We start from the raw sequence: 17,137 nt of genomic DNA on the forward strand, positions 1-17,137 counted from the left end.
ACGCTAACTGTCTGGAGGTCAATGCGAAATACCCTCGCGTATGTCCGGGCTGCGGGCGGTGGCCCCGGCGGCCTAGGCTCGGCGAGCAGGCGAATGTCGCGGAGGGGGGCGCTTCTCGCCGCGACTAGAGTGTTGCACCGGGGATGCCCAACTCTGGGCCGGCACGTGGAGGTACGGCCATCAAAAGCCAGAAGAACGGCGAGTCGCCCGGCGTGTCGTCGCCCGCGCAGGCTGACCTGTCCGCGGCGGCCGCCACCCGCTCGGTGCTGCGTATCCGGCCGTTCCGCCGGCTCTGGATCGTGCTCGGCGTCGCCTCCTTCGGCGACTGGCTCGGCCTGCTCGCCACCTCGGTCTTCGCCGCCGCTCAGGTCTCCGGCGACACCGCCAAGGGCGCGGCGTTCGGCACGCTGATCGCGATCCGGCTGCTGCCCGCCCTGCTGCTCGGCCCGGTGGCCGGCGTCTTCGCCGACCGGTTCGACCGGCGCTGGACCATGGTCATCTGCGACGTCCTGCGTTTCGTGCTCTTCGCCTCGATCCCGCTCTACGCGCTGACCGGCGCCAGCGGCGCCCTGGTGGTCACCTGGGCGGCGATCGCCACCTTCCTGATCGAGACGATCACCCTGATGTGGATCCCGGCCAAGGAGGCCGCGGTCCCCAACCTGATCCCGCGCGCCCGGCTGGAGACCGCCAACCAGCTCACCCTGATCACCACGTACGGCATCACCCCGATCGGAGCCGCCATCGTCGCCGCGGTGCTCGACCGCAGCGTGCGCGGGCTGGTCGGGGGCGGGCTGCCGAACTGGGCCGAGCCGGCGCAGCTCGCGCTCTGGGTCAACTCGTTCTCCCGGCTCGCCACCGCGCTGGTCGTCGCCTTCGGGATCAGAGAGATCAGCCGGACCCGCACCGGCGAGCGCGAGCCCACCGAGCAGAGCATGGTGCGGCAGTTCGCCGAGGGCTGGACGTTCATCCGGCAGACCCCGCTGGTCCGCGGCCTGGTGCTCGGCATCTTCGGCGCGTTCGCCGGCGGCGGCATCGTGGTCGGCACGGCCAAGTTCTTCGCCGCCTCGCTGGGCGCCGGTGACGCCGCGTTCTACCTGCTCTTCGGCGCGATCTTCATCGGTCTGGCGATCGGCATCGGGGCCGGCCCGATGATCGTCCGGGACATGTCCCGGCGCCGCTGGTTCGGCATGAGCATCGTGCTGGCCAGCGCGTCCGTGCTGGTGCTCGCCTTCGCCATTCACCTGTCCATGGCGATCCTCGGCGCGATCCTGGTCGGTGCGGGCGCCGGCATGGCCTTCCTGGCCGGCACCACCCTGCTCGGCGGCGAGGTCGCCGACGAGCTGCGCGGCCGGGTCTTCGCGGTGGTGCAGATCGGCACCCGGCTGGTGCTGATCCTGGCCATCGCACTGAGCAGCCTCCTGGTCGGCGTCGGCGGCTCGCGCCAGCTGGCCATCGCCGACCTGGGCATCTCGGTCTCCTCGACCCGCCTGCTGCTGCTCGTCGCGGGTGCCGCCGGCATCTTCGCCGGGATCAGCGCATTCGGCCAGATGGACGACAAGAAGGGCGTACCGGTCCTGGCCGACCTGTGGGGCTCGATCCGGGGCCGCCCGCTGATGCCCACCGAGCCCTTCGTCTCCAGCGGTCTCTTCGTGGTCTTCGAGGGTGGCGAGGGCGCCGGCAAGTCCACCCAGCTCGCCGCGCTCGCCGAACGGCTGCGCGGCCAGGGGCGGGACGTCGTGGTCACCCGGGAGCCGGGGGCGACCGCCGTCGGCGAGCGGATCCGCTCGCTGGTGCTGGAGACCGCCGGCGCCGAGGCCCCGTCGCCGCGCGCCGAGGCGCTGCTCTACGCCGCCGACCGCGCGCACCACGTCGCCACCGTGGTCCGGCCGGCGCTGGCCAGGGGCGCCGTGGTGATCAGCGACCGGTACGTCGACTCGTCCCTCGCCTACCAGGGCGCCGGTCGTACGCTGCCGGCGCAGGAGGTCTCCTGGCTCTCCTCGTGGGCCACCGGCGGGCTCAAGCCCGACCTGGTGGTGCTGCTCGACGTCGAACCGCACACCGGCCTGTCCCGGGTCGGTTCCCGTAACCAGGGCGCCGACCGGCTGGAGGCCGAGTCGATCGCGTTCCACGAGCGGGTCCGGTACGCGTTCCTCGACCTGGCCGCCGCCGACCCCAAGCGTTATCTGGTGCTCGACGCCGCGCGGCCGGTCGAGGAGATCGCCGAGGCGGTCGCCCGGCGGATGGAGGAGGTCCTGGGCGATCCGGCCGGCATCGTGCATCCCCGCCCGGCACAGGGCCCGGACACCACGGTCCAGCCCGAGTTATCCGACGCGGAGCTGGTGACCATGGAGCGCCCCACCTGATGGCGGACGCCTTCGCCGACCTGGTCGGGCAGGACGAGGCCGTGGCGACGCTGCGCCACGCTGCCGCCTCGGCCGCCGCCCTGCTGCGGGCCGCCGCCGTGCCGGCGGCCCGCCCGGCCGGGCCGGCGACCGGTGCCGGGCCGGGCGGCTCATACGACGAACTCGACGCGCTCGCCGAGGAGTTCGACGCCGAATCGATCGCCGGTCCGGCGGGCGGACCGGGCGAGGCGGCCGGTGGCGACCCCGGTGCGGGGATGACCCACGCCTGGATCTTCACCGGCCCGCCCGGCTCGGGCCGGTCGGTGGCCGCGCGCGCCTTCGCGGCCGCGTTGCAGTGCGTGCACGGCACCGGCTGCGGCGAGTGTCCCGGCTGCCACACGACGCTGGCCGGCACCCATGCCGACGTCCGGCTGGTGGTGCCCGAGGGGCTGTCCATCGGCGTCGGCGAGATGCGCGCCCTGGTGCTCCGGGCGGCCAGCACGCCGTCCGGCGGGCGGTGGCAGATCGTCATCATCGAGGATGCCGACCGGCTCACCGAGGCGGCCGGCAACGCGCTGCTCAAGGCGGTCGAGGAGCCGCCGCCACGGACCGTGTTCCTGCTCTGCGCCCCGTCCACCCACCCGGACGACATCTCCGTGACCATCCGGTCCCGGTGCCGGGTCGTACCGCTGCGCCAGCCGGCGGCCGGCGCGGTGGCCGAGGTCCTCGTACGCCGGGACGGCATCGCGCCCGACGTGGCCGAGTGGGCGGCGGCGGCCGCGCAGGGGCACGTGGGCCGGGCCCGGCGGCTGGCCCGTGACCCGGAGGCCCGGCAGCGCCGCGACGCGGTGCTCGCCGTGCCGCGCCGGCTGACCGGGGTGGGTGCGGCGTTCGACGCCGCGTCCGCGCTGATCGAGGCGGCCGAGGCGGAGGCCGCGGCGGCGGTCGCCGAGATCGACGAGGCGGAACGGGCCGCACTGCAGACCGCGCTCGGGGCGGGCGGCACCGGCCGGGGCGCGGCGGGGGCCATGCGGGGTGCCGCCGGCCAGCTCAAGGACCTGGAGAAGCGGCAGAAGTCGCGGGCCACCCGGGCCCAGCGCGACGCGCTCGACCGGGCGCTGGTGGACCTGGCCGGCTTCTATCGCGACGCACTCGCCGTGGCGCTGCGGGCACCGGTCGCCCCGGTGCACACCGACACCGCCGCGCTGGCCGAGGCCGGCGCGCAGAAGTGGGACGCCGAGGGGGCGCTGCGCCGGCTGGAGGCCGTGCTGGAGTGCCGGGCGGCGATCGAGGCGAACGTCAAGCCGCGGATCGCGGTGGAGGCGATGATGCTCGCCCTCTGGAAGGGCTAGGCGAGCTTTCCGGCGCTGTCCACAGGGCATCGACAGGCGCGATTGACGTGCGGTACGGTCCGGTGTGCCGTGGTGACGGTGGCGGCACGCTCAGTGAGGGCCAGCCGGGAGGAGTCCACCGATGCCACGGGGCGAGGTCGACGAGGCCTGGATCGAGGAAGCGGTCCGGCGCTACCGGCGCATCGAGACCCTCCAGGCCGAGTTCGACCAGGCGGTGGCGACGGTCGAGGTCACCGTCCGCTCGCCCGACGGGCTGGTCGAGGTGGTGGTGACCGCCGGTGGACGGATCACCGGCGTGCGCTTCCTCGGCCCGCTGCACCAGCGCAACCCCCGGGACGTCGCCGGCTCGGTGCAGGCCGCGGTCACCACCGCCGCCGACGCCGCGCAGTGGGCCCGGGAGAAGCTGCACAACGAGACCTTCGCGGCGTACCGGCCGCTGGCGGGAGCCTGACATGGACACCCTGCACGCCCTGGCCGCCCGCCTGGAGGAGGCCAGCGCCACCCTCGCCACCCTGGCCCGCACCGTGACCGCGACCGACCCGCCGCACCCCGCCTTCGGCGCGCACGCCGAGGGCCGGCCCGGCGAGATCGGTCGGGCCCTGCACCGGCAGTGGACCGGCGCCACCGGCGACCGGGCCCGCGAGGCGGGCGCCGCCGCGACGCGGCTGTCCGCCGCCGCGGCCGCGCTGCGCAGCGCCGCCGGCCGGTACGCGGCCACCGACGAGTCCGCCGGGTGCCGGCTCCGCCGGGAGGCGTGATGGATGCCCTGGACCGTCTCGCCGAGCCGGGCCTCGATCTGCTGGCCCGGGTCGACGCGCTGCTCGCCGGCGGCGCACCCGAGGGGCACCCGCTCTGGCCGCTGCTGCGCCGCATGCAGGTGCTCCCCGGCGCGGCCGTGCGCGAGTTCCTTGAGCTGCATCCGGCGCCGTTGGCCGACGCCGGTCACGCTGTACGCCGGCTCGTCCGGGGATACGACGACGCCTCCGCGCTGCTCGCCGACCCGGTCGCCTGGTCCGGGCCGGCCGCCGCGGCGTACGACGAGGCCCGCGGCGCCCTGCTCCGCCACCTCGACGAGGGGCCGGAGAGCCTGGTCGGGCGGCTGGAGTCGACTGCCGGATACGCCGACGCGCTGGCCGACTGGGTGGAGGGGAGCCGACTCGCCCTGGCCCGGGCCCTGGCCGACGTGCTGCGCTCCACCGAGGCGGTCACCGTGCACGCCGCCGGGCGGCCGGGTGCGGACGGCGGGCCGACCGGGGCACTGGCGGCGGCGGAGATCGCGGTTCGGGTGCTGGGTGTGCTCGGGGTGGCGTACGACGGCGCGGAGACGCTGCTGCGCCAGTGGGCGCCGAGCCTGGCCGAGACGACCTGGCGGGAGCGGGTGTTCGGGGGGCCCCGCTACGGCGGCATCGGTGGGCTGTCCACCCGGCTCAAGCGGCTGCACCCGGACGCACCGCCCGGATCGGCCACTGAGCGAGCGAAGCGAGCGAATCAGCAGGCTCAGTACGATGGTGCGCACTGACCGACGCGGCCGGGGCTCGGGCCGTTCGGCGGAGCGGAGTGCTGGCATGAGCCCCCGGCGCAAGCCCACGGCGCCGCGCGCCGTACCGGCCGTGGCCGGGCTCCGGCGGCGACGCCGTGGCTTCCCCTGCACCCCCCGCAGGTCTGTCTTCACTCAACGCGGTCGGTCGCCGTTTGTCCTCCGGTGGCCTCATCTTTCAGCCGTCCGGGCGAGGATCAACCACACAGCGGGTTGGCCCCGGCTCGGTCGAGCCGACAATGGATCGCTGCGCCGGGTGACCGGACGGCGACGGCTGGGCGGCCGGCAGACCGCACGGCGTCGTAGGGTGGTGGCCATGGGCATGCTCTGCGCGGTCAGTTTCAACCGGTACGGGCGCCTCTATTACCTTGACCCGGGCGAGCTGCGCCCGCAGGTGGGCGACAAGGTGCTGGTGCCCACCGACGAGGGGCCCGAGGTGGCCGAGTGCGTCTGGGCCGCGCAGTGGGTCGACGAGGACACCGCCGGTGCGCCCAAGCTGGCCGGGCTGGCCCAGGACGAGGACCTGCGCCGCGACGAGCTGCTGCGCCGGCGCAAGGCGGACGCCAAGGTGGCCGCCAAGCGGCTCATCCGGGAGCACGGGCTGCCGATGAAGGTGGTGGCCGTCGACCACGTGTTCGGTACGCCGGACACCGGCAGTGACCGGACCACCGTCTACTTCACCGCGCCGCACCGGGTCGACTTCCGTTCGCTGGTGCGCGACCTGGGGGCGACGCTGCACTGCCGGGTCGAGCTGCGGCAGCTCTCCGCCCGCGACTCGGCGCGCGTCCAGGGCGGGATCGGCTCCTGCGGTCGGGATCTGTGCTGCGCCACCTTCCTCACCGACTTCGAGCCGGTGACCATCCGGATGGCGAAGGACCAGGATCTCCCGCTCAACCCGCTGCGGATCTCCGGCGCGTGCGGCCGGCTGATGTGCTGCCTCAAGTACGAGCATCCGCTCTACCAGCGGTTCCAGGAGTCCGCCCCGTCGATCGGCACCCGGGTCTCCACGCCGGAGGGGGACGGCAAGGTGGTCGGCCACAGCGTCCCGCGGGACTCGGTCACCGTCCGCCTGGACGCGGACGGCTCCCGCTGCTCGTGCAGCCGCGCCTCCGTCTGTGCCCCCCGCCAGGCCCACGACCAGCACTACACCCCCTGACCCTGCTGCCTGGCCCCTGTTGATCATGAGGTTAGCGGCGAAGTCGATCTCTTTCAGCGCCGCCAACCTCATGATCAACGCCGCTGGGCGATGGGTAGTCAGCGGAGGACGATGGGGGGTTCGGCCAGGCGGGGGGGCAGCGGGGCCTGGGGGGTCAGCCAGGAGGCGGTGGCGGACTGGTCCGGGTTCAGCTGCCAGGCGTGGCAGACCTTGTCCACGGCGATCGGGTAGATGGTCAGCGTGCCGTCCGGGTCGATCCGGAACCGGAGGAACGCTTTCGAGTCCTCGATGCCCTGGCCGGCGAAGAGTTCGTTGACGTTCACCCCGAACGACCCGGCCACCAGCAGGTAGAGCGCCACCAACTGGCTGGCGACCAGCCCGATCACCGGCCCGTACAGGACGGCCGCCGCGACCACCGGCAGCGGCCACGGCCAGTCGTAGAAGGGCAGCTTCAGCCAGAGCCAGGTGCCGCCGGCGGCCAGCGCGACGTGGGCGAGCCCGTGGCTCACGCCGAGGATCCAGTGCCGGGCGTGCCGTTTCCCACCGGCGCTCGGTGGCTTCGCGAAGAACGCCGCGCTGAGCATGGTCACCACCAGCATGATCACCAGCGGGACGCTGAGCAGCCGCTGCTCGGTCGTGCCCACCTGGTTCGCCGTCACCCCGGCCATCGCCAGCATGAGCAGGGTGTGCAGCGTACCGAGCAGGGTCGCAAAGCCCGGGTTGCGGAACGGCAGGCGGGCGAAGATGCCCCAGCCGTAGCGCCGGGAGCGGGCCTTCTCCGGGTAGCGGGCCGCCAGGTCGTACTCGCGGGTGCGGCTGGCGCGGCGGGACAGCGTGTCCCGCGGCGGCACCTCAAGCCGCTCGGGAAGCATGTGCGTGGGGTAGAGGTAGGCGCCGCCGGACCCGCAGGTGATGAGCTGCCGATCCGGGCCGGTGTAGCGGGCGTAGTGGTGCAGGTCGCCGGAGATCAGCAGCCGCACCTGCGCCCCCGTGGGGGCGATGATCGTACGGATGAAGTAGTCGATCGAGTCGTACGCCGTGGGATGGTCCGCGGCCTTGACCCAGGTGGGCGCCGGGACCGCCAGGATCACCTTCGACCGCGGGGTGAGCTTCCGAGCGACCTCGTCGAAGTAGGTGAGCTGCGGGTCGTCCAGGTACGACCCGGACTGGTCGTCGATGCCGAGCAGCCACCAGTCGGCGGGTAGCTCCACGGCGAAGTACGAGCGGGACTGACCGGTGCCCCAGCCGGCGAAGTGCCGGTCCCGGGTCCGGACGAACAGCCGCAGGAAGGCGGTCAGGCCGTCGTACCAGTCGTGGTTTCCGGGGACCGCGAAGAGCGTCGGCCGCTCGGGCGGCGCCAGCGGCAGGGCGGCCTGATACGGCCCCTTGCACCGGTCCTCGTACGCCTCGTAGGCCGCCGACGGGTAGACTTGGTCGCCCCCCATCACCAGGGTCTGTGCCCGCGACAGCCGGTGCCCGTCGACCTCCAGCTCCGGCTGGGCGAGCAGGTACGCCACCGAATACGTCGCGTCGAAGCCGTCACCCAGGTCGGCCACGTAATCCAGCCAGAGCCCGCCGTCCGGCCCGACCTGCCGGAACGTGCCGTCGTCGAACGCGTTCTGCAACTCCCGCTTGTCCAGGTACGCCCCGAACAGCATCGCCAGCAGGGTACGCAGGCCGGTGCTGATCAGCAGCAGCGGCGCCAGCCACGGGACGGGCTTGCGCGGGGTGAACCCCAGCTCCAGCGGGTCGAGGCTGCGCGGGCGGCGGGTCGCCCGCTCGCCGGGATGAGCTTCGGGGAGCGGCGGCTGCGGCGGTACCTGATCATCGCTCACCGCCGCAGGGTAGTCCCGCCCGGGTGCGAGCGCTGTCCGGCGAACGACCGAACTTCTCCTCGATGACCGGTTCGGCGAGAGAGGGGATCCCGTTCGGCTCCGGGTCGGGGTGTGCCGTACACTTGACGATCGTTGCCGCCTTAGCTCAGTCGGCTAGAGCGACGCACTCGTAATGCGTAGGTCGACGGTTCGATTCCGTCAGGCGGCTCCACCAACGGGGAAGGCCCCGTGACCAGGCGAAACGCCAAGGTCGCGGGGCCTTCTTCATGCCCGTTGGAGATCAGCTCTGAGGCGGTTGGGTTGCGCTCTTGGGTTGCAGTAGCGCCGCCAGGTTGCCGTCCATCAGCGCGGAGACGGCCCGGTCCATGGCCTCCCGCTGCGTCTTCTTCGCCACGTCGACGTAGATCCGAGTGGTCTTGATGTCGGTGTGGCCGAGGACCTCCTGGACCACGCTGATGTCGGCGCCGCTCGCCACGAGCATGGTGCCGGCCGTGTGCCGGGCCGCGTGGAGCTTCGCGTCGTCGACGCCCGCGCGGCGGAGCAGCTCCTCCCACGCCTTGTGATCCTGCCCCGCGTCGATCGGCCTCCCCCATGGCGTGGTGAACACGAGCTCCTTCGGCGTCCACTTCAGCCCGAGGAGCTCGAACTCCTGCTGCTGCTTCTCCCGCCGCCTGCGGAGCAGCTCGACGAGCACGGCTGGCAGGGCGACCGGGCGGACGGATTCCTCGGTCTTCAGGTCCACCTCCTGGAGCCCGCCACCGACGCGCTGAGGGCACCGGCGGGCGTGCTCGATGCAGCCGGGCGGGCACAGCGGCGGGCAGGCCCGGGTGTGGCGGTTGCAGCCGTCCCCTGGGCGCCGGTGGGGGCAGAGGTGCGGCCGCGCGCGGCACGCTGCCGGGTCCTTGCAGCCGTGTACCCACGGCGGCCGGCACGGCTCGACCCGATGCTTCCCCTCGGTGCACTTCACCGGGTCGTCGCAGCCGTGCTGCCACGCCCGCCGCTGGAGCTGGGTCTCCAGCTCGAAGTACGGTTCCTCGCCCGCTGGCGGGTCGAGGTGTACTCGGGGCCACCGCAGCCCGAGCGTCTCGCCCTGCCGCGGCCCGGCGAGCAGGCCGAGAAGCCACCGCGCAGCCATGTCGTCGTTCAGCGCCATCTTGATGACGGCCTCCGTCTCGGCGATGGTCAGCGCGGCGACCTTCCGCCGGCGGTAGCTGGGCGGCTCGATCAGGCTAGCCACGTTCCTCGACGCCTTGCCCCGCCGAACGGCCGCTTTGAAGGCCACGCTGAGCATCCGGTGGGTCTTGTGGATCGTGCCCTGCGACACCGTCGGCGCCCGGTCCGCGCCGCGGCTGCCGCGCACGATCTTTGTGGCGGCCATCGCCGTGTACATCGCTTCGAGGTGTTCCGGCTCCAGGCGGCGGCGGGTTCCGTCGAGCTTCCACCCGCCGATGTGCGGGATGACGTAGTTGTTGATCAGCCCTCGGTAGGCGGTGTAGGTGCCGTAGGCGCGACGCGGCTTGATCACATGCTCCAGCCAGTGCGTCATCCACTGCTCGACGGTCTCGATCTTCTGCGGCACGCCGTGCCCGCGCTTCGTCCGGTCGAGGAGTTCGTCGACCTTCGCGGCCACCTCGGTGGCGGTCCGGCCCTTGCGGTGCTTGCGGTCCGGCTTGCCGTTCGGCTTGGTGCCGATGGTCACCCAGCAGTGGTACAGCCCGTCGCTGCCCAGGTAGATCGCGGGCCGGCGGTTGGGCTGTCGGGGCATGGGCGCATCACTCCTTGGCGAGGTGCCTCAACGTCGCGCGGATGATCGTCTTCTGCTCGGTAGGCACGTTGGGGTCAGTGAGCTTCCGCATGATCGCGCGGATGTCCGGGTCGACGGTCGGGTCCGGGGCGGTCGGCTGCCGGGAGTCGTCCCAGCCGAGGATCTGCCCGGCGGTGGTCACGGGGATGCCGAGGCCTCTGCAGAACGCCTGGACCTGCCGGCGCTGGGGTGACTCGACCTCGGCGCGGCGCCAACGGTAGATGGTGGAGCGGCCTACCTTGGCGTCCGGGTCGGCTTCCTTGATGGCCGCCTCGACGTCCTCAATGGACATCCCCCGCTCGCGGGCGCTTGCCAGCTCACGCCGGATGAACTGCGCGAATAGGCGGACCCGTGGGTCGTTGCTGGGCTGCGGCGGCGGCACGCCCCCACCATAGGTGCCGGATTCGGTACCCGTTTGCCGAGCGTGGCTCGATTGCCATTCCCGGCTCCGGCGGGCGACACGTGTCTGTGGGGTGAAGACACGCTCGTCTATGACCGTCATGGCCACAGCGTAGGGCTATGAGCGCCGCCAGAGAGTGTCCGAAAGTACTAGCGTTGCCATAGTTGGCAATAGCGCAACATGCCTGCTAACTTCAGTGCCATGAACGGCAATCAGGGAGCCGAGGGCGGCACCAGACCGCAACTCGTCATCCAGACCCCACCCCGTGTGCTGCGCCTCCCGGCCGCCGGCCAGTTCCTCGGCGGCATCAATCGGCAGACCGTCGCTCGGCTGATCCGTGAGGGCGAGCTGGAGGCGGTCTACATCGGTGGCACCCGCATGGTCTGCCGCCTGTCCTGCGAGGCGTACGTCGAGCGGCAGAAGAAGAAGGCAAAGGCCGAGGCCGCTCGGCAGGACAGCGACGCCGGCGTGCTGGCCGCTGCCTGAACGAACGAAGCCCCCGCTGACACGGGGGCTCCCACCCGGACACCCCAGCCCTAACCAAGGAGTCCAGATGCACACGCAGCCTACCGTCCAGGCCGACGCGGAGCAGCCGCGCGACTGGCATTTCACCTTCGGTGGCCGCCGCGACCCGGGAGGTCACGAGCGGCAGCTTCAAGTACGAGGCGTGCTGCCGGATCGGGGCGCTGGAGGTGGAGGCGTTTACCCACGCCCCGGCGCCGGAGGACCCGGAGAAGGCGGCGATGCGCGCCCGGCTCGCCGAGCTGGAGGCGCAGCTCGCCGAAGGCGGCCCGAAGTGACCCCGACCTGGCCGGCCGTCGCTGACATCCCCGAGCTGACCCCGCAGCTCCCGCCCACCGGCGACGCCTTCCCGGTGCGCCGCGACCCGGCCCTCGGCCCCGAGGCGACCACGGAGCAGCTCCTCCAGGAGTCCCAGCTGATCACCCTCGGCATCGACCCCCTCTGCGGGCACCTGCCCGGCCATTGGTGCGACGACGAGTGCGCCTACTGGCGGGGCGTCGTCCTGGGCGAGTACGACGCCCCGGAGGGCATGGAGGCGGTCGTGGAGCAGGTCCGCGCCAGGTACGCCGCAACCCGGGGGGCAGCCGCGTGAGCCGCGCCGAGACGTACCTCCTCGCCATCGCGTTCGTGCTCTTCGCCGCCCTCGTGATCGTGATCGCGCTCGGCCGGATCGACGCCCGCGCCATCACCCGGCTCACCGAGGACAAGGCCGCCCTCCACCGGCAGGTCCGCCACTACCGGGAGCGCAACGCGGAGCTTCGCGACGCGCTCGACGCCCAGGCCGCCGGCGAGCCGTCCCTCACCGAGGCGGTCACCGCCACCATCGCCGACCTACCGCTGACCTACCCGGGAGACCCCCGATGACCACCGTCCGAGACCGACTCACCCACCTGCTCCACCGCGACCAGCAGCCGGAGCAGCCCGACGAGATCGAGCAGTGGATCGCCGACCTCGGCCGTGAGCCCGCGGCCGGGCTGGAGACCGACACCACCGACACGACCCAGGGAGCCGAGCAGTGACCGCCCTGCGTACCCGACGCCCCACCGGCCGCGTGCCGTGGCCGCTCATCCTCGTCGAGGGCGGCGAGAAGGCCGGCAAGAGCTGGGCTGCCGCCGTCCTGTCCGCCTCTGCCAAGGTCGGCCAGACCTACTGGCTGGATCTCGGCGAGGGAGCCGCTGACGAGTACGGCGCCATCCCCGGCAGCCGCTACGAGGTCATCGAGCACGACGGCTCGTGGGGGCAGATCTTTGGTGCCGTCGAGGCCGTACGCGACCTCGCCCGGCAGGCCGCCGACGCCGGACAGCCCCCCGTCGTCCTGGTCATCGACTCGATGACCGCTGAGTGGGAGCTGCTCAAGAGCCTGGCCGACCACGCCGCCAGGGAACGCTACTTCGAGAAGAAGAAGCGGCGCCTCCCGGCCGACGTGGAGCCCACGATCTCCATGGACCTGTGGAACGAGGCCAACGGCCGGCACCGCAAGCTCATGACGCTGCTGATGACCATGCCGGGCATTGTCGTCATGACCGCCCGTGGCAAGGAGACCGCGGCGCTCGACGCCAACGGGCGGCCGATCGAGCGGACCAAGGAATACAAGGTCGAGGGTCAGAAGACTCTCGCCTTCGATGCGAGCTGCTGGGTTCGGCTGTCCCGCGATGCCAAGCCGATCGTCGTGGGTGCCCGGTCGGTGCACACCGGTATCCGACCCGGCGTCGACGAGCCGCAGGAGCTGCCGGCGGACTGGTCGCTGGAGTGGCTGATCTTCGAGGCGCTGCGCTGCGACCCGGGTACGGCCCACGTGCGGGACCTGACGCCGCTGGCGACCTCGGACGACTCGTTCGGCCGCGATACCGACGAGCGGCCCGTGTCGGGCCCACCGGCCAGCCGTCCCGTGTCCGGCCCGCCCGCGGCGCTGTCCGCCGCCGCCACCGGCCTGCTCGACGACCTCAAGCAAGCCACCGACGAGACCGGCCTCCGGCGGATCTGGAAGGCCGCCGGCGACGCCGCCAAGGACAGCCGGATCAGCCCGGCCGAACTCGAGCACTTCCGCACCCAGTGGAAGGCCCGCAAGGACGAGCTCTTCCCGCCGCAGCCGAAGAACCCGGCCAACGACCCGGCTCGCCGCCGGATGTTCGCGCTGCTCGGCCAGGCCGACATCACGGACCGGGACGAGCGCCTCGCCTACGTCAGCGACATCGCCGGCCGGGAGGTCGCTAGCACCAACGACCTGACCGATGACGAGGTCAGCCGCGTGATCGAGCGGACCGAGTCGTGCATCGCGCAGAACACCCCGCCCGCCCAGACCGAGATGGAGATGGCCGGATGAGCCACACCCCGACCCCGGAGCAGGACGCGATCGTTGAGGGCGGCCTGACCGGCGACGACATCACCATCGAGGCCGGCGCCGGTACCGGCAAGACCAGCACCCTCAAGCTGTTCGCCCGGGCCGCTGGCCGCAAGCGCGGTGCGTACCTCGCCTACAACAAGTCGATCGCCACCGACGCGGCCAAGGAGTTCCCCTCCACCGTCGTCTGCAAGACCGCGCACTCCTTTGCCTACGGCGCGGTCGGCCGCCAATACGCGCATCGCCTCAACGGGCCCCGGGTGCCCGCACGGCAGGCCGCCATCATCCTCGGCCTCAACGAGCCGGTGAAGGTCGGCGAGACGATGCTCGCGCCGCAGCAGCTCGCCCGCTTGGTCGCCGAGACCATCCAGCGGTTCTGCTACAGCGACGACCGGCAGATCCAGCGAATGAACGTGCCGCTGGTCAACGGCCTCGACAAGGCCGGCCAGGCGGAGCTCGCCAAGTACCTCGTCCCGATCGCCCAGAAGGCGTGGGACGACGACCTCACCCAGCTCAACGGGCAGCTCCGGTACACGCACGACTGCTACCTCAAGCAGTGGATCCTCACCGACCCGGTAATCCACGCCGACTACGTCCTCCTCGACGAGGCGCAGGACTCCAACCCCGCGGTCGCCGGGCTCGTCTCCCGTCAGCCCGCCCAGCGGATCCTCGTCGGCGACCGCGCCCAGGCCATCTACGGCTGGCGCGGCGCCACCGACGCGATGGCCAGCTTCGACGGCCGCCGCTTCCAGCTGAGCCAGTCCTTCCGCTTCGGGCCGGCAGTGGCGGCTGAGGCCAACAAGTGGCTGTCGCTGCTCGACAACACCGACCTACGGCTGACCGGCTACGAGCGGATCCAGTCCCGCGTGGAGCCCCTCGACGCCCCGGACGCCGTGCTGTGCCGGTCCAACGCCGGCGCCATCATCCGCGTCATCGACGCCCTCGGGCAGGGCCGCCGCGCCGCGCTGGTCGGCGGCGGCAACGACATCCGGCGGATGGCCGAGGCCGCCGAGCGGCTCCAGGCCGGCATCCCCACCGACCACCCCGACCTGTTCGCCTTCACCAGCTGGCGGGAGGTCCAGGAGTACGTCGAGATGGACGCGGGCGGCTCCGACCTGCGCGTGTTCGTCCGCCTCATCGACAAGCACGGCGCCCGCGAGGTCATGCGGGTGTGCGACGCCCTGGTCGACGAGCGGTACGCCGACACCATCGTGTCGACAGCGCACAAGGCAAAGGGCCGCGAGTGGGGCCGGGTGCTGATCGCGGACGACTTCCCGGAGCCGAAGGTCAAGGAGGACGGATCGACCCGGATCGCCCGGGACGAGGTGATGTTGGCGTACGTCGCGGTGACCAGGGCTCAGCAGGTGCTCGACCGGTACGGCCTGTCCTGGGTGGACCGGTACGCCGGCGGCCCCGTGCCGGCCGCCGCGCCGGTGCCGGTGGTGGGGAAGGTGCACCCGGAGCACGCGATTCTGCCGGACGCGCCGGACCCCCTCGCGGAACTGGCCGGAATTTCAGACGACGCCGACACGATGCCGCTCGTGGAGCACCCTGCCGACGTCATCGCCGAGGAGCTGACCGGCCCCACCCCGGCGCCCGGTGCGGGCTGCACGGGAGGGCGGCCGTGCTTCCTGTGCGACCCGGCGGTCCGCGCCACCTGGCCGGCACCGGTGACCGCCGGAGCGAGCCGTGGCTGACGTCATCCAGTTCCCCGGGGCCGGCACGGTGCCGGCCCTGGGGCCCCGGGCGGTCCCCGCCGACCTGGACGGCATGGGGGAGCGGTACATCGCGTACTGCGAGGCCCGCGACAGCGGCCGGGAGGACGAGGCCAACAAGCTGGCCCGCGCCGTCGCCGACGACGTGCCGGCCTGGCTGGGCGAGGTCGCCCGCGTCGAGGCACTCCGCCAGGAGCTGGCGGCCGAGGTGAACCGGCTGAAGGGCGGCGCGTGATGGCCGCTCGACGAACCCTGAACAACTTCGGCCGGCAGCGGGCCGCCGTGCCGACCGTCATCGGCCGCTGCAAGGTCTACGGCGACCCCATCCGCACCGGCGACGACACCGTCTGGCTGGCCGAGCCGGTGGGCCTGTCCCACCGGGAATGCAAGCAGCGTGCCGACGCCGCGGCCGTGCTCGAGGACGGGGCTCCGTGATGGCCACGCCGACCTGCCTCGACACCATCTGCACTTGCGGCTGCGCCAAGGCCTGCCATCGGGCCGCACTGCGATGGGGCCAGAAGACCTGGGAGAAGTGCCGTCACTGCGACGACTGCCAGGAGTTCACTTCAGGGCCGGCCCGCCGGCGGCCGCCGGAGCCCGAGGTGCTGGACCGGCAGGAACGATGGGCGTGCCGGGCCTGCGGCGCCCGCTACGGCAAGCCGTACGGCGACCACGAGTGCGGGCCGCTGACCCCCGTCACGGTCACCATCGCGGTCCGGACGCCGGAGGTGGCCCGGTGAGCCGCCGCCAGCGCCGCCGCCCGGGGCGTACCCATCCGTACACCCCGTCCGGGGTGATCCCCGCCGACCACAACGGGCTGAAGCCGTGCATCTGCGGCCGGGCCAAGGCCAACGCCGTGCACGACCAGCGGGTGTCCGCCGAGGTGGAAGCCGCCCAGGCCGAACACCTCCGCCGGATCGGAGACGACCTGTGATCGGCCAGTGGATCGGCGCGAGCATCCTCCTCGGCCGCCCCGTGCCCGCCGACAGGCCGTACCCGCACATCTGCGGGTCGGTGATGGCCGCCGGGCTGATGACGGGCCGGCCGGTCCGGGTCGGCCACCGGGACTGTGCGGCGTGCGCCCAGATCGCCGCCGCGGCCAACGTGCGCATGGGAGACGACCGGTGAACGACTGCCCCGCCCGCCACCACGGCACCTGGTACGCCTACCTCCGCCTCGGCTGCACCCACCCGGAGGCCCGAGATGCCTACCTGGCGCACAAGCGGCGAGAGAACCGCCGCCGCCCATACATCCGTGGCCGGATGAGCAACCGCGGTTCTCGCCGCGGCCCGGTCGACCCGATGGCCGTCGATCGGGCTGTTGGGGGTGACCGGGCGCTGCGGCTGACCGTCGACGAGCGCCAGGCCGCCATCGACGTCCTCGACGCACAGGGCCTGTCCGCCAACGCGATCGCCATCCGCCTCGGCATCAGCGCCCGCACCGTCCATCGTCGGCGCTCCGCCCGCGCCCGCCAGATGGAGGCCGGCCTGCTGATCGAGCGCTTTGGGCCGCTCGACGACATCGAGAACGAGTCTTCCCACCGGACCGAGGAGGCCCGAGCCGCATGACCACCACGACCCTGCCCCGCCTGCCCCGCGAACTGTTGGCATCGCTGACCGTCGCCGTACCCGTCCGCAAGAACCACCCCAGATTCACCGCGCATCGCGTTGAGCGGGTCTACAACGGGGAACGCACCGCTGGCCAGCTCCGGTGGGAGCAGAACAAGGGCGGCGTCCTGATCGTCCCTGCCTGCCTGCCGAAGGGCCAGGTGCCGGACGTTCCGCACCACGAGCTGTCCGGGCCGATGGCCGACCACGTCGGTGCGGTGGCGTGCACCAAGCCGGCCTGCTTCCCCGGCGCCGCCGCTCCCGGCCCCAACCCGATGGGGGCGGAGCAGCCCGTCACCGTGCCGCCCGGCGGGCCGACCGCCGAGGAGACGGTGTGGATCGCCGCCGCACGGCGCGAGATCGAGGCGCACCGGATCGACGAGCCCCTGACGGGGTGCGGCCGGTCCACTCGCACCGGCCAGCGGCTCGCCGCAGGGCAGGCCTGGGGGCTCCATGAGGCGCGCTGGTGCCGCCGTTGCTGGCCCTCCAAGGCCTGACCGGGCTGGCCGGGCCCCTCTTCCCCGAG

The 17,137-nt window shown here is 72.7% G+C and carries 22 protein-coding genes, 1 tRNA gene and 1 pseudogene; 21 read left to right on the forward strand and 3 right to left on the reverse strand.

Translation table 11 applies throughout. The features are described 5' to 3' along the window. The first annotated feature begins 212 nt into the window (after nucleotides 1-212). The 6 genes and pseudogenes from tmk to A6A27_RS35015 all read left to right on the forward strand — a co-directional run bounded on the left by tmk (nucleotide 213) and on the right by A6A27_RS35015 (nucleotide 6,387). Nucleotides 213-2,363 carry a dTMP kinase gene (tmk, locus tag A6A27_RS34990; protein WP_274534617.1) on the forward strand — a complete coding sequence of 717 codons (2,151 nt, stop codon included), beginning with the start codon at nucleotides 213-215 and terminating at the stop codon, nucleotides 2,361-2,363. Then, on the forward strand, nucleotides 2,363-3,694 hold the full coding sequence (locus tag A6A27_RS34995; RefSeq protein ID WP_073838938.1) for a DNA polymerase III subunit delta': 1,332 nt from the start codon (nucleotides 2,363-2,365) through the stop codon (nucleotides 3,692-3,694). Before tmk ends, A6A27_RS34995 begins: the two co-directional genes overlap by 1 nt. A 121-nt stretch (nucleotides 3,695-3,815) precedes the next feature. Continuing rightward, nucleotides 3,816-4,145 carry a YbaB/EbfC family nucleoid-associated protein gene (locus A6A27_RS35000; RefSeq protein ID WP_073838939.1) on the forward strand — a complete coding sequence of 110 codons (330 nt, stop codon included), beginning with the start codon at nucleotides 3,816-3,818 and terminating at the stop codon, nucleotides 4,143-4,145. 1 nt (nucleotide 4,146) lies between these two features. Further along, nucleotides 4,147-4,452, forward strand: coding sequence for a type VII secretion target (locus A6A27_RS35005; protein ID WP_073838940.1), 306 nt, complete (start codon nucleotides 4,147-4,149; stop codon nucleotides 4,450-4,452). After that, a pseudogene (locus A6A27_RS35010) lies at nucleotides 4,452-5,093 on the forward strand (hypothetical protein); the annotation flags it as partial. The gene A6A27_RS35005 and the pseudogene A6A27_RS35010, both read left to right, overlap by 1 nt. A 454-nt stretch (nucleotides 5,094-5,547) precedes the next feature. Continuing rightward, nucleotides 5,548-6,387 (forward strand): PSP1 domain-containing protein, encoded by an 840-nt coding sequence (locus A6A27_RS35015; RefSeq protein WP_073838941.1) that lies wholly within the window; start codon nucleotides 5,548-5,550, stop codon nucleotides 6,385-6,387. A gap of 98 nt (nucleotides 6,388-6,485) precedes the next feature. On the opposite strand, the gene A6A27_RS35020 is transcribed toward A6A27_RS35015, so the two are convergent. Further along, on the reverse strand, nucleotides 6,486-8,222 hold the full coding sequence (locus A6A27_RS35020; protein WP_073838942.1) for a metallophosphoesterase family protein: 1,737 nt from the start codon (nucleotides 8,220-8,222) through the stop codon (nucleotides 6,486-6,488). Nucleotides 8,223-8,356: 134 nt separating this feature from the next. Between A6A27_RS35020 and A6A27_RS35025 the strand changes: the two genes are divergently transcribed. Further along, nucleotides 8,357-8,433, forward strand: a tRNA-Thr gene (locus A6A27_RS35025). Nucleotides 8,434-8,502: 69 nt separating this feature from the next. Here the strand turns inward: A6A27_RS35025 and A6A27_RS46970 are convergent. Both A6A27_RS46970 and A6A27_RS35035 read right to left on the reverse strand, forming a co-directional pair. Beyond that, on the reverse strand, nucleotides 8,503-9,987 hold the full coding sequence (locus tag A6A27_RS46970; protein WP_073838943.1) for a tyrosine-type recombinase/integrase: 1,485 nt from the start codon (nucleotides 9,985-9,987) through the stop codon (nucleotides 8,503-8,505). A gap of 7 nt (nucleotides 9,988-9,994) precedes the next feature. Continuing rightward, nucleotides 9,995-10,408, reverse strand: coding sequence for a helix-turn-helix domain-containing protein (locus tag A6A27_RS35035; protein ID WP_073838944.1), 414 nt, complete (start codon nucleotides 10,406-10,408; stop codon nucleotides 9,995-9,997). A gap of 219 nt (nucleotides 10,409-10,627) precedes the next feature. On the opposite strand from A6A27_RS35035, the gene A6A27_RS45365 reads away from it, so the two are divergent. From A6A27_RS45365 to A6A27_RS35100, 14 genes are all read left to right on the forward strand, one after another. After that, nucleotides 10,628-10,912, forward strand: coding sequence for a helix-turn-helix domain-containing protein (locus tag A6A27_RS45365; protein ID WP_198940587.1), 285 nt, complete (start codon nucleotides 10,628-10,630; stop codon nucleotides 10,910-10,912). A 131-nt stretch (nucleotides 10,913-11,043) separates the two neighbouring features. After that, entirely contained in the window at nucleotides 11,044-11,226 is a 183-nt protein-coding gene (locus A6A27_RS35045; RefSeq protein WP_073838946.1) for a hypothetical protein, read from the forward strand. Continuing rightward, nucleotides 11,223-11,540 carry a hypothetical protein gene (locus tag A6A27_RS35050; protein WP_073838947.1) on the forward strand — a complete coding sequence of 106 codons (318 nt, stop codon included), beginning with the start codon at nucleotides 11,223-11,225 and terminating at the stop codon, nucleotides 11,538-11,540. Before A6A27_RS35045 ends, A6A27_RS35050 begins: the two co-directional genes overlap by 4 nt. Beyond that, the gene (locus A6A27_RS35055) at nucleotides 11,537-11,812 is read left to right on the forward strand and encodes a hypothetical protein (RefSeq protein ID WP_073838948.1); all 276 of its coding nucleotides are present in this window, start codon (nucleotides 11,537-11,539) and stop codon (nucleotides 11,810-11,812) included. The genes A6A27_RS35050 and A6A27_RS35055 overlap by 4 nt, the downstream gene beginning before the upstream one ends. After that, nucleotides 11,809-11,967 (forward strand): hypothetical protein, encoded by a 159-nt coding sequence (locus A6A27_RS44605; protein WP_158074119.1) that lies wholly within the window; start codon nucleotides 11,809-11,811, stop codon nucleotides 11,965-11,967. The genes A6A27_RS35055 and A6A27_RS44605 overlap by 4 nt, the downstream gene beginning before the upstream one ends. After that, a complete protein-coding gene (locus tag A6A27_RS35060; RefSeq protein WP_073838949.1) occupies nucleotides 11,964-13,271 on the forward strand; it encodes a hypothetical protein in 1,308 nt (435 codons plus the stop codon). The genes A6A27_RS44605 and A6A27_RS35060 overlap by 4 nt, the downstream gene beginning before the upstream one ends. Beyond that, complete coding sequence (locus tag A6A27_RS35065; protein WP_073838950.1) at nucleotides 13,268-14,986, forward strand: UvrD-helicase domain-containing protein; 1,719 nt, start codon at nucleotides 13,268-13,270, stop codon at nucleotides 14,984-14,986. Before A6A27_RS35060 ends, A6A27_RS35065 begins: the two co-directional genes overlap by 4 nt. Then, nucleotides 14,979-15,239: a hypothetical protein gene (locus A6A27_RS35070; protein WP_241825607.1), complete on the forward strand. Its 261-nt coding sequence runs from the start codon at nucleotides 14,979-14,981 to the stop codon at nucleotides 15,237-15,239. Before A6A27_RS35065 ends, A6A27_RS35070 begins: the two co-directional genes overlap by 8 nt. Then, nucleotides 15,239-15,439: a hypothetical protein gene (locus A6A27_RS35075; protein ID WP_073838951.1), complete on the forward strand. Its 201-nt coding sequence runs from the start codon at nucleotides 15,239-15,241 to the stop codon at nucleotides 15,437-15,439. The genes A6A27_RS35070 and A6A27_RS35075 overlap by 1 nt, the downstream gene beginning before the upstream one ends. Further along, nucleotides 15,439-15,744 carry a hypothetical protein gene (locus tag A6A27_RS35080; RefSeq protein ID WP_073838952.1) on the forward strand — a complete coding sequence of 102 codons (306 nt, stop codon included), beginning with the start codon at nucleotides 15,439-15,441 and terminating at the stop codon, nucleotides 15,742-15,744. The genes A6A27_RS35075 and A6A27_RS35080 overlap by 1 nt, the downstream gene beginning before the upstream one ends. Further along, nucleotides 15,741-15,938: a hypothetical protein gene (locus tag A6A27_RS35085; protein ID WP_073838953.1), complete on the forward strand. Its 198-nt coding sequence runs from the start codon at nucleotides 15,741-15,743 to the stop codon at nucleotides 15,936-15,938. Before A6A27_RS35080 ends, A6A27_RS35085 begins: the two co-directional genes overlap by 4 nt. Beyond that, nucleotides 15,935-16,132 (forward strand): hypothetical protein, encoded by a 198-nt coding sequence (locus A6A27_RS35090; protein ID WP_073838954.1) that lies wholly within the window; start codon nucleotides 15,935-15,937, stop codon nucleotides 16,130-16,132. Before A6A27_RS35085 ends, A6A27_RS35090 begins: the two co-directional genes overlap by 4 nt. Continuing rightward, on the forward strand, nucleotides 16,129-16,572 hold the full coding sequence (locus A6A27_RS35095) for a helix-turn-helix domain-containing protein (protein WP_073838955.1): 444 nt from the start codon (nucleotides 16,129-16,131) through the stop codon (nucleotides 16,570-16,572). Before A6A27_RS35090 ends, A6A27_RS35095 begins: the two co-directional genes overlap by 4 nt. After that, entirely contained in the window at nucleotides 16,569-17,108 is a 540-nt protein-coding gene (locus A6A27_RS35100; protein WP_073838956.1) for a hypothetical protein, read from the forward strand. The genes A6A27_RS35095 and A6A27_RS35100 overlap by 4 nt, the downstream gene beginning before the upstream one ends. Nucleotides 17,109-17,137 lie beyond the last annotated feature (29 nt).

This window comes from Micromonospora sp. CB01531 (assembly GCF_001905095.1).
Taxonomy (GTDB): domain Bacteria; phylum Actinomycetota; class Actinomycetes; order Mycobacteriales; family Micromonosporaceae; genus Micromonospora.